Origin of the sequence: Aeromonas salmonicida subsp. salmonicida (genome assembly GCF_001643305.1) — a bacterium.
Taxonomy (GTDB): domain Bacteria; phylum Pseudomonadota; class Gammaproteobacteria; order Enterobacterales; family Aeromonadaceae; genus Aeromonas; species Aeromonas salmonicida.
In genome coordinates, this window is the sequence record NZ_LSGW01000046.1 from 63761 (window position 1) to 78078 (window position 14318).

The window sequence follows — 14318 nt, forward strand, 5'->3', positions numbered from 1 at the left end:
TGGGGCCCGTCTTTGAGAGGAAACCGGTTTACATTATGCCCAGTTTCTTCAGGTCGGCTTCGACCACTTTGGCCGGGACAGGCACGTAACCATCTTTGGCGACTATGCTTTGACCCGCCTTGGAGAGCATCATCTTCACGAACTCCTGCTCCATCGGGGCCAGCGGCTTGTTCGGGTGCTTGTTCACGTAAACGTACAGGAAACGCGACAGCGGATACTTGCCGGTGATGGCGTTATCAGCGGTGGCTTCGATGAAGGTCTTGCCATCTTTGGACAGCGGTACGGCGCGCACACCCGAGGTGACATAACCGATACCGGAGTAACCGATGCCGTTCAGGGAAGCAGAGACGGACTGCACCACGGAAGCGGAACCGGGCTGCTCGTTCACGCCGCTCTTGAAGTCGCCATCACACAGGGCGTGCTCCTTGAAGTAACCGTAAGTACCGGATACTGAGTTGCGACCGAACAGTTGCAGATCCTTGGAAGACCAGTTGCCATCCAGACCCAGATCAGACCACTTGGTGGCAGCCTTGGCTTCGCCGCACTTGAGGGTGCTGGAGAAGACGGCATCCACTTGTTGCATGGTCAGCCCCTTGATGGGGTTGTCCTTGTTGACGAACACGGCCAGGGCATCGACCGCGACGCGGATGGCAGTGGGCTTGTAACCGTAACGCTTCTCGAACGCCTCTTCCTCACCGGACTTCATGCCGCGGCTCATGGGGCCGAACTGGGCAACACCTTCGGTCAGTGCAGTCGGTGCGGTTGAGGAACCGGCGGCCTGGATCTGCACGTTGACGTTGGGATACATGCGCTTAAATTCTTCGGCCCACAAGGTCATCATGTTGGCCAGGGTGTCAGAGCCGACAGAGGACAGGTTGCCCGAGATGCCGCTGGTCGGAGTGTAATCCAGCAGGTCTTTATCCACACCGGCAGCCAGAGCGCTGACAGAAAACAGGGTTGCTGCGGTAAATCCGATTACACCAGCCAGTTTGTTGAGTTTCATCCAATCTCTCCAAAGTTACAGAAGGTCCGTTCTTAAGACGGCGCCAGTATCTGACCTGGCAGTGACAAATTTATGGATTTAATGTGACACTTTAATGACACAACAAGGGTTTTGACCAAATGAAGAGAGGGCAGCTTCCGCTGCCCTCTCTTTTGCTAACTTATTGTCGGTAAAGACTATTTAACCACGACCATACGGGCTGGAATGAGAAAGCTGAAACGGCTGCCAGCACCGACCCGACTCTCGATATCGAGCTGACAGTCGTGATGGCTCAAGGCGTGCTTGACGATGGCGAGCCCGAGCCCGGAGCCGCCGGTATGCCGTGAGCGAGCCTTGTCGACCCGATAGAAACGTTCGGTCAGCCGCGCCAGATGCTCGGGAGCAATCCCCTCTCCTTCATCCTCCACCACAAACAGCGCCATGGCGCCCTGTTTGCGCCATGCCACGCTGATCTTGCGCCCCGCCGGTGTGTAGTGAATGGCGTTGTAGACCAGGTTGGAGACGGCGCTGCGCAGCTGATCATTATCCCCTCGCACGAAAAGGTTCGGTTGCACCAGAAATTCAATCTGGTGTGCCCGCTCCCCCGACAGCGCCCGCGCCTCCTGCTCCAGCAATCCCAGCATGGCGGGCATGTCCACCAGGTGGGAGAGATCCACCGAGGGAGCCGCCTCGATCCGCGACAGGGTGAGCAGCTGATTGACCAGATTGTCCATGCGGATGGTCTGCTCCATCATCACCCTGTGCGCTTTGGCCCACAGGGCGGGGGGCGGCGGCTCTTCGGTCATCTCCAGATAGCCCTTGAGCACTGTGAGCGGGGTACGCAGTTCGTGGGAGACGTTGGAAACGAAGTGCTTGCGGGTCTTCTCCAGGCTGCGCAGCCGGGTGACATCCCGCACCACCAGCATGGCCTGATCCTCGGCGTAGGGCATGATGCGAAACTCGAGAAACTTCTCCTCATTGATGGGTGAGTTCATCTCGAACGGTTCATCATACTGACCCTTGCCCAGATAGGCACCAAAGGCCGGATTGCGAATGAGGTTGCCTATGTGCTGACCGGCATCTTCCGGCCAGCGAAAACCAAGCAGTTGCTCCGCCAGTCGATTGCACCAGAGGATGCTGCCATCGGTGCGAAACACGACTGCGGCATCGGGCAGAGCCTCGGCACCCTCCCGAAAGCGGCGGATCAGACCCGCCAGCTCGCGGCGACGGGCCCGGTGACGCTGCTGCAACTTGTAGATGCCGTTGAAAATATACTCCCAGCTGCCGCTGCCGTTGGGGGGAACCAGGCTGCGATCGTGCCACAGCCAGTCCGACAGCCGCTTCTGGAAGCGATAGTGCCAGCCCAGATGCAGCACAGTAGCTGCCAGCAGGCAAAGGGCGAGGGTATTCGTCAACCAGCCGACCAGAACGAAAGGCGTATAGAAGAACGCCATCCGCCACAACTGTCGCCGCCAGGCATAAGGTTGCAACATAACTTCCTCTACAGACGGGTTGAGAAGCGATAGCCTGCGCCGCGCACCGTCTGAATCAATCGATCGTGACCCGTCTCTTCAATGGCCTTGCGCAAGCGACGAATATGCACATCCACGGTTCTGTCCTCGACATACACATTGGTACCCCAGACATTGTTGAGCAACTGCTCGCGGCTGTACACCCGCTCGGGGTGAGTCATGAAGAAGTGCAGCAACTTGAACTCGGTCGGTCCCATGTCCAGCGCCCTCTCTTCGGCACTGACTCTATGGGAAACCGGATCCAGCTTGAGCCCCTGCACCTCAATCACCTCGTCCACCGAGGTGGGGGAGACGCGGCGCATCACGGCGTGCAGGCGGGCGGTCAACTCCTTGGGGGAGAAGGGCTTGGTGATGTAGTCATCGGCGCCGGCCTCCAGGCCGCGTACCTTGTCCTCTTCCTCACCACGGGCGGTCAGCATCACCACAGGGATCTGGCGGGTCACCTCATCCTGCTTGAGTTGCTTGATGAACTGAATGCCACTGCCACCGGGCATCATCCAGTCCAGCACTATGAGTTCGGGGTAGGGTTCACACACCTTCGCCAGTCCATCGGCGTAATCTTCCGCCTCGATTGTTTCGTATCCCTTTTGCTCAAGCACGAAGCAGAGCATTTCGCGGATCGGTGCTTCGTCCTCGACCACCAGAATTCGCTTAGCCATATACCTTCTCTCTCCTGTGTGAAGATGGGTGCGCCAATTATTAGAATTTTCTGTGACACTTTTATGACTTTATGACAGGCGGGATGATAAACGTTTTCAGATTCAGTTGGCAGCAGTGAGTTGCAGCAGGTCCCAGCGGTTGCCACTGATATCCTCGAACACCACCACCATGCCGTATGGCTCGCTACGTGGCTGTTCACAAAAATGAACACCGTAGTCCAGCATGCGCTGGTAATCGGCCCAGAAATCGTCGGTTTCGAGGAACAGAAATACCCGGCCACCGCCCTGCTGGCCGATGGCGGCCTGCTGCTCTGGCGTGGCGGCGCGAGCCAGCAAGAGCGCCGCACCGGGCGCGCCGGCAGGCGCAACCCGCACCCAGCGCTTACCCGGTTTACCCGGTTCATCGAGGGGAGTGTCTTCCAGCAATGTAAAACCCAACCCCAGGGTAAAGAAGGCGATGGCCTCGTCATAGTCGGCCACCAGCAGGGCCAAAGCGCCAATGTGTTGTGCCATGGGGAATACCTCAGCAGATGAATGAAGGGGGCCAACGCCCCGGCTGGCGCGCATCATAGCGGCTTGGAGTCTTGGGCTCCAGCAGCAATGCCCCGCTCGAAGGAGCAGCCCTTCCCCAGCCGCCAGACCTGCGTTCTATTCCACCTCCTATTCCACCTCGACCCGATTGCGACCCCGCTTTTTGGCCTGATAGAGCGCCTCGTCGGCCCGCTTGAGAACCTGCTCCAGGGGATCCCCGCGCCGCTCCGCCACCCCGAACGAGGCCGTGATGGACAGCGCCAGGGGCCAGTGCGGATAAGCCACCAGGGCGGCTCGCAGCCGCTCCGCCAGTGCCTTGGCACGGGCCTGTTCGTAGTGCAGGCAGACCAGCACGAACTCCTCCCCGCCCCAGCGCACCAGCCGGCACAAGCTATCGCAGTGGCGCAGGACTTCGCTCACCATGTGCTTGAGCACCTCGTCCCCAACCGGGTGACCATGGCCATCGTTGACGAGCTTGAAGTGGTCTATGTCGATGTAGATGAAAGAGAGGGGCATATCGCCGAGCTCGGCCAGCAGCTTGTTGCCACCGAACCGGTTGAGGGCGCCGGTCAGGGGATCGTACCTGGCCTCCTCCTCGGTGCGCAGGGTCTGCTCGCAGAGGCTCTGGCTGCGCGCCTCCGCCACCTGTCTGGCCTCACGTGCCTTGCGCAATCGATCCCGCATCAACAGGTGCTGCACCATGAACAGCAGCAGGCCGTAAACCAGCCAGCTCAGCAGCAGGGGACGATAGAAGGCTCCCGGTTGCACCCAGCGACCATAGAACTCCATCCGCTCCAGCACCAGCCGGTAGTGGCCTGGCTGCATGCCGATGCCGGAGGCGATTTCCACTGCGTAGACATGGCGCAGGTCTTCCCCCTGCTGGGCCAGCGGAATGCGGTACTGCTGGATCCACCAAGTGGCCGGCGTGAAGACCCGCAGCGGCACGTCCTGCAGCCGCCCGTAATCATCGGGACGAAAGATCACCTCGTTGAACTTGTGGGAGGTGGCATCACCCGCCCGGGAGTAAATCGGGTGGTAGTTGCGCAGATAGAGGCGCCAAAACTGTGGCTCTGGCCCCTCGACCTGCAGCTGGATGCGTGCCCCCTCGAAGCGGGAGAGATCAATGCCCTGCTCCGGCAGACTCAGGTTCACAGAAGGGGTACTCATAGCCTTCGCGCAACTGGCAGTCGATGGCTGGCTTGTCCGTCGGCGCAGGATAACCGCTTTGCTGGCCGGCGGCAGACAGCAAGGTAGTGACAGAGGAGCCGCCATGGATCCTGTCATCCTGTACCGCCACCGACAGGCGGGCATTGGCCAGCATGTCGAGCCGCCGATCCGGCCCGAATTCAAACAGCAGGATCGCCAGCAAGCTCAACCCCAACAACACCCAGAACAACACATTGGCCAGACGAGAATAGGAAAAGGTCATATAGGCTCCACCCGACTAGGTGCTCTGACTCCATACCCCGAGATCCGCACGCCCGGATCCCGTGGTTATTACACGCGCCAACACCGGCGCCATACCGTATTTCTTCAGCCGGGTACCGGCAGACAGACCCGGACCAACTCCGGGATCAGGCGCAGCCGTACTGTACCAGGCGGGAGGCCCCAGGTTGGCGCCCCGGAAAGCCACGCAGTTGCCAATCAGATTGTGAATCTCAGGATAGAACACTCCATGCCATGAAAAATAAAGAGAAATCAATAAAAAGGGCCCTGATGGCTCATCTTGCCCAAGGGGAATGACGAGCAACAAAGCCCTCAGGGTCCCTCACGCAGCGTCCGGTAGAGGGTGGTGCGGCTGATGCCAAGCTGGCGCGCCGCCTCGCTCACGTTGCCCCCGCAATCCGCCAGGGTCTGCTGCACCCGCAGCCGGTTCTGCTGGCGCAAGGTGTGGGTACTCGCCGGCGACGAGGGCGCTGCCGATGCGGCGGGCAGATGCAGGTGCGAGGGCACAATCCAGCCCAGTCCTTCCGCCAGCACGCAGGCCACCTCCAACGCCTGCTTGAGCTGGCGCACGTTGCCGGGCAGCGGATGAGCCAGCAGTTGCTGCTCCGCCTCCGGCGTCAACTGCAGGGCCGGGTCCATCTCCGAGAGCAGGCGCCGGATCAATCCCTGGCGCTCGCCCTGTGGCCATGCCCGCAGCGGTGTCAGCTGCTGGCGCCAGCCGCAGACTCGGTAATAGAGATCCTCGCGAAACGTCCCGGCCTGCACCATGGCCGCCAGATCCCGGTGGCTGGCGCTGACCAGCCAGAAATCCACCAGCTCAGGTCTGTGGCTGCCCACCGGGGTGACGCTGCGCTCCTGCAACACCCGCAGCAGCCGGGTCTGCGCCAGCAGCGGCAACTCGCCGATTTCATCCAGCATCAGGATGCCGCCGTGGGCGGCGCGCAGATAACCCTGACTGCCCTGGCTGCGGGCACCGCTGAAGGCCCCGCCCACATAACCAAACAGCTCGGCTTCTACCAGATCTGCCGGCAGGGCGCCGCAGTTGACGCACACCAGGGGCCTCTCCTGCCGGCTCGACTGGCGGTGCAGGGCACGTACCAGGTGCTCCTTGCCGCTGCCGGTCTCCCCCTCGACAAGCAGCGAGATGCCGCGCTCCAGCATCTTGAGCGGCACCTGTGCCGACCCTTGTTGCGCTGTTTGCCGGTGCGCCACAACCGGCTCTGACACCAACCGCAGGCCACGGTGTTCGCGCAGCAACTGCTGGCCATCGAACCTGTGCTGGCCAAGCCAGGGCGATCTGCGCCGTCGTGCACTGCTTGCGTGCCGCCAGGGCCATGATCACCTCCACCAGCGAACGGTTGGTGGCGATGTTTTCCTGTTGAAAGCGCGGCAGGTTGGCCCGAAAGTCACCCTTTTCAAACACCGTATCCTGCTGGAAACGTCCGGTCAGAAAGCCGCGCCCCAAGGGGGAGTACGCCACCAGGCCAATGCCCAGCGCGCGGCAGGTTGGCAGCACCTGGGCTTCGACATCCCGCGTCCAGAGGGAATACTCCGTCTGCACCGCCGCCACCGGATGCACGGCATGGGCGCGCCTCAAGGTGGCCGCGCTGACCTCGCACAGGCCGACACCGGCAATCTTGCCCTCCTGCACCAGCTGCGCCAGCCCTGCCATCGTCTCTTCAATGGGGTGCGCCGGGTCGATGCGATGCACATAGTAGAGGTCTATCTGCTCGACCCCGAGCCGGCGCAGCGAGGCTTCACAGCTCTGCCGTGCATATTGGACGCTGTTGTCCAAAGTGCGCCTGTACTCGCCGCTCTGACGCACTATGCCGAACTTGGTGGCGACCTTGACCCCGGCTCCGTGGGTCGCCAGGAAGCGGCCGATCAGGGCTTCATTGTGGTGCGGGCCATACATGTCGGCAGTGTCGAGAAAATCGATCCCCATCTCGACGGCCCGGGCCAGCACCCGCAGCGCCTGCTCATCATCCCGCGGGCCATAAAATTCACTCATGCCCATGCAGCCGAGGCCCATGGCGGATACGTCCAGATCAGTGCCCAGTGTTCGTCGTTGCATACATTTCTCCTTACAAGATGGAGGTCAGTATGGTCTTCCGAATATGATTCAGGTATAGACTGAATTGGTAGTCAGCTTTCCGATTTTGGAAGATACATGAACGCTCTCTTGCTATGGGATGACGCTAGGGTCTTTCTGGCCATCGCCCGCAGCGGCACCTTGAGTGGCGCCGCCCTCGCCCTTGACATGGGCATTGCCACCGTCTCTCGACGGCTGGATCGCCTGGAGTCGGCACTGGGTCTGCCGTTGTTCAGTCGTCATCAGCACGGCTATCGACTGACCGACGATGGTGAGGCCCTGCTGGCGCGGGCCGAGGCGCTGGAACATGCCGGGCATGCCTTTGGCGAAGCCGGGCAACAGCAGGGGCAAGTGGCCGGATGCGTACGCCTTGCCACCGCAGACAATCTGGCCAATCCGCTCATTATTCCCTCTCTGGCCAGGCTGTTTGCCATTCATCCCGATCTGAGGGTGGAGCTGGTCACAGGCGTGCAAACGGTGAACCTGCACAGGCGCGATGCCGATCTGGCCGTGCGCATGGCCAAACCTGACACCGGCAACGTCACCATCAAGCGGCTGGGCACCCTGGGCTTCGGCCTCTATGGGGCCAGCAGTTATGTCGATAGCCGTCATCCGGGCACAGATGCCGCCAGCTTCGATGAGGATGCTTTTATCGGCTGGGGGGAATCCCACGGCCATTTGCCCGCCGCCAAATGGATTGCGCGCATGCTGCGTGGGCGCCCCTGCAGGGTGGAGACCAATACTCTGTCGGCCCAGCTGGCCGCTGCCACCGCCGGTCTCGGGCTGGCGGTACTGCCCCATTATCTGGCCAAAGAGACGGACCTCGTCTGCCTCCTGCCCGAGCTGGGGGTGGATCAGCCGATCTGGCTGGTGATCCACACAGATCTCGCCCACTCCAGACGGGTACGGGCCGTCGCGGATCACCTGATCCAGCTGTTTGAAGAGGCCGAATCAGCCCTCCACCCTTTCCCCCTGGGCGCACTGTGAACAAGGCTGGTTAGGAAGGGCTGCAAAGCATATGGCAACAGGCAGACAGCAAGAAGGGAGCCGAGGCTCCCTTCTTGCATTGCATTTGAGCGCAAAAAACGCCGGCTCAGTTGCCCCGGCGCCAGTGGTAGCGCCGCTCCGGCCGGCCACGCTGGCCGTAGTTGAGGTCCACATCGACCCTGTCTTCGGACTCTAGATACGCCAGATAACGGCGCGCCGTGGTTCGGCTGAGCGACAGCCGCAGCGCCACCGTATCGGTAGAAAATGCGGTATCCGGCTCGCCCGCCAGCAGCTCCAGCACCTGGCGCAGCGTGATGGCATCGATCCCCTTGGGGGTATCGCGCACCTCCCTGGCCTGGGGGCGTCCCTTGCCCATCAGCCGATCCAGATCGCTCTGCTCCAGAGAGCCGCGCTCGCAGATGCGCCTGTGCAGGGTGAGGATCTCGTCCAGGCTCTGCTGGATGCGAAACAGCCGCAGCGGCTTGATGATGTAATCCTGCACCCCCAGGTTGAGGGCCTGCTGTATGGTCTCAACGTCGCAGGAGGCGGTCACCATGATGACGTAAGCCTCGCGGTTATGGCTGCGCAGCCGGTTCACCCACTCGAGGCCCGAGCCATCAGGCAATGAGATGTCCACCAGCAGCAGTTGTGGTTCGGTCGCACGCATCATGAGATCGGCCTGGGTCAGGCTTTCGGCCCGACCCAGCAGGGAAAATCCGGGGGTGGAGGAGACCAGCTCGGCCAGAATGGATCCTATCCGTTCGTCATCCTCGATCACCAGAGTGAAAATGGGCTCCATAGATCACACCAATTGGTTTTTATTCAAGTAGATACCGAACAAGGTTGTCTGTTCGGCGGTGCGGCGCCATTCTATCACACCCCCTCGCCTGGCCACCGTCTCCTTGACCAGGAAGAGGCCGACCCCGTGATCGCCGGTCTGGCGGCTGATGCCGTAATCAAACAGATGATCCGCCAGCGCCTCGTCCACCCCTTCACCACTGTCCTCCACCTCGATCACCAGCCGGCGACCAAAATCGTTGAGAGAAATCAGCACTCGCGGTGGACAGACCTTGCGCCGCGCCCAGGCGGCGCGAATGCCGTTGTCCAGCAGGTTGCCGATGAGGGTGATGAGATCCGCCGACACGGCCGCCGGATACTCCGCCAGCGCCGAGTCGGGATCCAGCACCAGCTCCACCCCCAGCTCCCGCGCCCGGCTGAACTTGCCGAGAATGAGCCCCGCCACCGGCTTGTCCTCGATGGCTCGCAACAGACCCTGCAACATGGTCTGGCAAGCCTCGCTCTCCTGCTGAATGAGCTCCACCGCCTGATCCACATGACCAAGCTGCAACAGGCCGGAGAGGCTGCTCAGCTTGTTGGCGAACTCGTGGGTCTGCATCCGCAGCATCTCGGCATACTGGCGCAGATGGGTCACCTGCATGCCGAGGCTGCCGGTCACTTCGGGGCGACTGAAGATCAGCAGGCGCCCGGGCACCTTGCCCTCCACCGCCTGCCAGCGGCCCACGAAGGATTCTCCGTGCACGGTAAAGCCAAGCTCGGTCTCGACCTGGGTCAGGGCCGGTGCCAGCGGCGGCGACAATTCGGCGAGCGGCTGCCCCAGCAGGGCATGACGCCCTGTGCCCGGCAGGCGCAGCTGATAGAAGGCGGCGCTGTTGAGCATGCGGATGTTGCCCCTGTTGTCGAGCGCTATCACCCCCTCTGAGATGTGCTCCAGCACCAGCTCTTGCAGCACGAAGCGATTGACGATGGCCTCGGGCTCCAGATCCAGCAGGGTGCGGCGCAACAGGTGCTGCACCCAGAGCGCCAGCAAGAGACCACACCCCAGCACGGCAAGGATGGCGCTTACCAGCAGGGCGATCCGCTCCAGATAGATGCCTTCCACAGTCCGCATCAGGTAACCCACCACCACGGCCCCCATGGCACGGCCATCGGGCCCGAGCACGGGCGCAAAGCAGCGGATGGCCGGGCCGAGTGTGCCCTCGTCCTCTGAGCAGTAGCTGAGCCGGTCATGGAGGGCCGGCCAGATATCTTCACCACGGAAGAGACCGCCGATGAGCTCGGGCGAGGGGTGACTGAGGCGGCGGGCGTGTTCGTCGGTCACCACCATGTAGGCGGCGTCGGTACGATTGCTGATCCCCTCCACATAGTCGCGCAAACCGGGATCGCTGCCCTGCTGCAAGGCCTGCACCACACGGCTGTCCGCCGCCAGCACCCGCGCCAGATCGGCGCCATTCTCCTGCAGATTGCTCTCCAGCAGGTGGCGGATAAAGAGGGCGAGCAGACTGCCCAGGATCACGATCAGCAGCAGTGACAGCCCCAGAGAGAGGGTGACCAGTTGGTGGCGCAGTTTCATCGATTAGCCTTGCAACATCAGGAAGCGGACCAATAGTGCGGGCGCCACCAGGTCTGGTCAATCAGTGGCGCGGGATCACCGCCAAAATCCGCCAGCCCTTCGTCGCGGGCAGTCAGCGCCACCGCCCTTGCGACCGCGCGGGCTACTTCCCCCACCTGCTCGATGGGAGGCAACAATCGCCCCTCGGCCAGCGGATAGGCGCCCACGGCCCGCACCGCCGCCTGCAGCATGCCGTCACTGATGCGGCGCGCCTTGACGGCGCAGGCCCCCAGACCAATGCCGGGGAAGACATAGACGTTGTTGCACTGGGAGACCACCCTCGCCTCCCCCGCCACAGTGACTGGGGCAAAGGGGCTGCCGGTAGCGAGCAGGGCGCGGCCAGCGGTGGCCTGCCATACCTGCTCCGGCGTCGCTTCAGCACTGCGGGTCGGGTTGGAGAGCGGCAGGATCACGGGGCGCTCGCATACCTCTCCCATGGCTCCGAGCACGGCCTCGGTAAAGAGCCCGCCCTGGCCACTCACCCCGATCAGCACGCCGGGGCGCAGCCGCTCAATGAGCGCAGGCAGCTCGGCGCAAGCCTCTTGCGCCGGACGGGCAAAAGGTCGTTGGGATGGAGTCAAATTGGCGCGATCCAGGCAGACCAGCCCGTCCTGATCAAACAGCTGCACCCGCTCCGGGCTGCCCGCCAGCCGGGCCAGCATGGCGGCGATGCCGCACCCCGCCGAGCCGGCGCCGACGATGAGCACGGGGGTGTCGGCCAGAGTAGTGCCCGCCTGCTGCAAGCCTGCCAGCACGCAGGCCGAAGCCACCGCAGCCGTCCCCTGGATGTCGTCGTTGAACATGCACAGCTCGTCTCTATAACGAGCCAGCAGATTGGCGGCATGCTTGCCGGCGAAGTCTTCAAACTGCAACACCACCTGGGGCCAGCGCGTGCGAATGGCTGCCACCACCTTGTCCATGAAGTGGTAATAGGATTCACCATCCACCCGGTTGGCCTGCCAGCCGAGGTAGGAGTCATCCTCCAGCAGCTCGGGATTGTTGGTGCCCACATCGACGCACAGCGGCAGGGTGCGCGCCGGGTTGATGCCGCCAGCGGCGGAGTAGAGCGCCAGCTTGCCGATGCAGATCCCCATGCCGCCGATGCCGAGATCGCCGAGTCCCAGCACCCGCTCACCATCGGAGATGACGATGACATCCACCTCCTGCTCCACTGCGGCGAAGATGGCGTCCAGATCGTCCCTGTCATGCCAAGAGAGGTAGAGACCGTGGCTGCGCAGATAGAGGTCGCTGTGGCGCTGGCATGCCTCCCCTACTACCGGGGTGTAAATGATGGGCAAGAGCTCCGGCAGGTGGTGGCGCACCAGATCGTAAAACAGCACAGGGTTGTCTTCTTGCAGCTGGCGCAGCAGCAGGTGCTGGTCGAACGGGCTCTGCATGGCAGAGACCAGACGGTAGATACGGCGCCGTTGCTGGGCCAGGGACTCCTCCTTGTGAGGCATGCGCCCCATCAGGCCCTGTCGCTTGCGTTCGGCATAGGGCAGGCTGGTGCCCATCATGATGTCGTTCATTGTCGATTCCTTATGCCAGCAGCGAGATGAGCAGGGTGGCCAGGATCAACATGACGGCGCCCCCGAGACGGGAAGATATTTGGGCAAACGGCATCAGCTTCATGCGCTGGGCCGCCGACAGCACGGCCACGTCACCCGTGCCCCCCATGTTGGCCATGCACAGACCACCTGTGATGGCCGCCTCTATGGGATAGAAACCTATCATGCGCCCCACCAGGGCCGCCCCCAGGGCGCCGCCGACCACTGTCACCAGCACCAGCACGAAGTAACTGATGGAAAAGGCGCTGATGAGTTCCGGGATGCTGGTATAGGCGACCCCTATGCCCACCAGCAGGGAGGGCGTCAGATTGGTCACGACGAACTGGTACCAGTCGGCGGCCGCCTGCTCGTAACGGCGCGGCAGCACGCCACTCACCTTGATGAAGGCCACCGCCAGTATCATGAGCGCAAAGGGATGCATGGGGATGAAGTTGCCCAGCAGTGAACCCAGCACGAACATGCTGGAGCTGATGAAGAGCCCCATGCCGAGGCTCTCCAGCGTCGGCGCCTGGACCTGCTCTTCGGCCACATTCTGGCTGCTCTGATTGATCATCAGCTGGCCATTGCCGGTCAGGGAAGGGTAGCGGCGGCCCAGGCGTACCAGCAGAGTGCCCACCAGAATGGCCAGGGTGTTGGCGATCACCACGGCAGGCACCATGCGTGACAGCAGGTCGGCGCTGGACATCTGCATCGGGCCCGAGAGGATCTCCACCAGGGGCACGGCACCGGCCCCCATGCCACCATGCCACCACCCATGATGGGCAAACCTATGAGCAGCACCGCATTCTTGAAGCCATAACCCATCAGGGAACCGACCAGACCGACACTCAGCAGCGCCACTGCAACACCACACAGGATCACCGGCAGGTAACGCATGGCGGCATTTTTCAACAGAGCACTGCTCATGCCCAGCACTGAGCCCGTCACCAGGCTGGCGATGAAGAAGTTGAGAAAGCCCCCCTCCTTCATGAAGCCGATGATCACCTGACCCGCCTCGACCGGCAGGATCCTGTATTCAAACAGAGCTGCCCCCCCGAAAATGGCGAGTATGGTGCCACCTCCCAGGTATTCACGTATGGGGGTGATGCGCTCGCCCAGCTCGCAGAGCAGGGTGCCCAGCACGAACATCAGTGCCAGGGCGCCCACCATGCCGAGCGGCAGTGAGCCGTTCCAGCCGGAGAAAAGCACGCAGGTGGCAAGCCCGAGGAAGATCATCATGGGCATGCCGGCTATTTGTTGACTGCCCCAGGGGGCGGCTTTCGGGGTAGAGAGGTTTTTCATTGTTATGCTCCAGCGTGTGAGGTGGCGCTACTCTAGTGATCCGCCCTCTGCCTGTCGGTTAGCCCCGCTACAAAGACATATAAAAACATTAAAATCTTAAACGCTATGAGGACGATGCCGTCGTCCAATACAAGATAGCGTCCCCATTCACAACACCTGAAAACTTGGATATACACACAGAAATAAACGGATGCGGACAAGGTTTGACCATCACTTGGCTGACAATGGTGAGGCTCAGATTAAGTGTTATCCATGGAAAGAGAGGGAGTAAACGGGCTACAGGCTGATGACAGTCGCGTCATATTCATGCTGATCATCAATATCAGAGAGGCCATGATCCTGACGATCGCGCAACTGACATGACCCACCCGTATGCAGGTGGAAACAGTGCTGGCAAGGATGACTGGCAACTTGTATGTCATGACGGAGATACACTATCAACACAGCGCCATAGCGTGCGTTTTCAACTGACAAGACTGGGCCGATGGAGCAAAGAGTACCCACCTGTCAGTCACACCTTGACAGCCAGCATCTCATTTAAACCTGTTCGGTTGGCTTATTCTGCTAATAACAATGGAATATTGGCAGGGTCAAATTCATGACAGATATCGCTTCCTTCCCGGCTGAAGCCATAATGGATTTCGGCAGTATATTCGACATCGACCAGCAGACTCTCGATTGAGAAATGGGCGTCACCCGATTCATATCGTTCCACAGCTATCGTCTCCCTGTTTAGCTGACCCATCAATATTAGTGGATAAAAAACAGACTGCCGAATTTATATGACACCTTGCTGACCAGAAAATAATAGTAAACGGGATGCCTTCCTT

Annotated in this window: 11 protein-coding genes and 3 pseudogenes; 1 reads left to right on the top strand and 13 read right to left on the bottom strand. The window is 61.4% G+C overall.

The window, feature by feature from the left end:
* Nucleotides 1-28 precede the first annotated feature (28 nt).
* The 8 genes and pseudogenes from AXW79_RS05510 to AXW79_RS22085 form a co-directional block, all read right to left on the bottom strand.
* A complete protein-coding gene (locus AXW79_RS05510; protein ID WP_005316856.1) occupies nucleotides 29-1003 on the bottom strand; it encodes a PstS family phosphate ABC transporter substrate-binding protein in 975 nt (324 codons plus the stop codon).
* A gap of 176 nt (nucleotides 1004-1179) precedes the next feature.
* A complete protein-coding gene (phoR, locus tag AXW79_RS05515; protein ID WP_005316859.1) occupies nucleotides 1180-2475 on the bottom strand; it encodes a phosphate regulon sensor histidine kinase PhoR in 1296 nt (431 codons plus the stop codon).
* 8 nt (nucleotides 2476-2483) lie between these two features.
* Complete coding sequence (gene phoB, locus AXW79_RS05520; protein ID WP_005316860.1) at nucleotides 2484-3173, bottom strand: phosphate regulon transcriptional regulator PhoB; 690 nt, start codon at nucleotides 3171-3173, stop codon at nucleotides 2484-2486.
* Nucleotides 3174-3275: 102 nt separating this feature from the next.
* Entirely contained in the window at nucleotides 3276-3686 is a 411-nt protein-coding gene (locus AXW79_RS05525) for a VOC family protein (protein ID WP_005316862.1), read from the bottom strand.
* Between the two features lie 147 nt (nucleotides 3687-3833).
* Complete coding sequence (locus AXW79_RS05530) at nucleotides 3834-4871, bottom strand: GGDEF domain-containing protein (RefSeq protein ID WP_227534418.1); 1038 nt, start codon at nucleotides 4869-4871, stop codon at nucleotides 3834-3836.
* Entirely contained in the window at nucleotides 4825-5133 is a 309-nt protein-coding gene (locus tag AXW79_RS23620; RefSeq protein ID WP_005316867.1) for a hypothetical protein, read from the bottom strand. Before AXW79_RS23620 ends, AXW79_RS05530 begins: the two co-directional genes overlap by 47 nt.
* Nucleotides 5134-5462: 329 nt before the next feature.
* Nucleotides 5463-6446, bottom strand: a pseudogene (locus AXW79_RS05535) (sigma-54-dependent Fis family transcriptional regulator); the annotation flags it as partial.
* 34 nt (nucleotides 6447-6480) lie between these two features.
* Nucleotides 6481-7224 (bottom strand): annotated as a pseudogene (locus AXW79_RS22085) (aldo/keto reductase); the annotation flags it as partial.
* Nucleotides 7225-7320: 96 nt separating this feature from the next.
* Between AXW79_RS22085 and AXW79_RS05545 the strand changes: the two are divergent.
* Entirely contained in the window at nucleotides 7321-8229 is a 909-nt protein-coding gene (locus AXW79_RS05545) for a LysR family transcriptional regulator (RefSeq protein ID WP_005316873.1), read from the top strand.
* Between the two features lie 106 nt (nucleotides 8230-8335).
* On the opposite strand, the gene AXW79_RS05550 is transcribed toward AXW79_RS05545, so the two are convergent.
* The 5 genes and pseudogenes from AXW79_RS05550 to AXW79_RS22090 all read right to left on the bottom strand — a co-directional run bounded on the left by AXW79_RS05550 (nucleotide 8336) and on the right by AXW79_RS22090 (nucleotide 14236).
* On the bottom strand, nucleotides 8336-9028 hold the full coding sequence (locus tag AXW79_RS05550) for a response regulator (RefSeq protein WP_043150928.1): 693 nt from the start codon (nucleotides 9026-9028) through the stop codon (nucleotides 8336-8338).
* A gap of 3 nt (nucleotides 9029-9031) precedes the next feature.
* Nucleotides 9032-10600 carry an ATP-binding protein gene (locus tag AXW79_RS05555; protein ID WP_005316878.1) on the bottom strand — a complete coding sequence of 523 codons (1569 nt, stop codon included), beginning with the start codon at nucleotides 10598-10600 and terminating at the stop codon, nucleotides 9032-9034.
* A 17-nt stretch (nucleotides 10601-10617) separates the two neighbouring features.
* Nucleotides 10618-12168, bottom strand: a complete 1551-nt coding sequence (gene maeA / locus AXW79_RS05560; protein WP_005316880.1) for an oxaloacetate-decarboxylating malate dehydrogenase — start codon at nucleotides 12166-12168, stop codon at nucleotides 10618-10620.
* A gap of 10 nt (nucleotides 12169-12178) precedes the next feature.
* Nucleotides 12179-13488 (bottom strand): annotated as a pseudogene (locus AXW79_RS05565) (2-hydroxycarboxylate transporter family protein).
* A gap of 556 nt (nucleotides 13489-14044) precedes the next feature.
* Nucleotides 14045-14236, bottom strand: coding sequence for a hypothetical protein (locus AXW79_RS22090; protein ID WP_011898473.1), 192 nt, complete (start codon nucleotides 14234-14236; stop codon nucleotides 14045-14047).
* Between the last annotated feature and the right edge of the window lie 82 nt (nucleotides 14237-14318).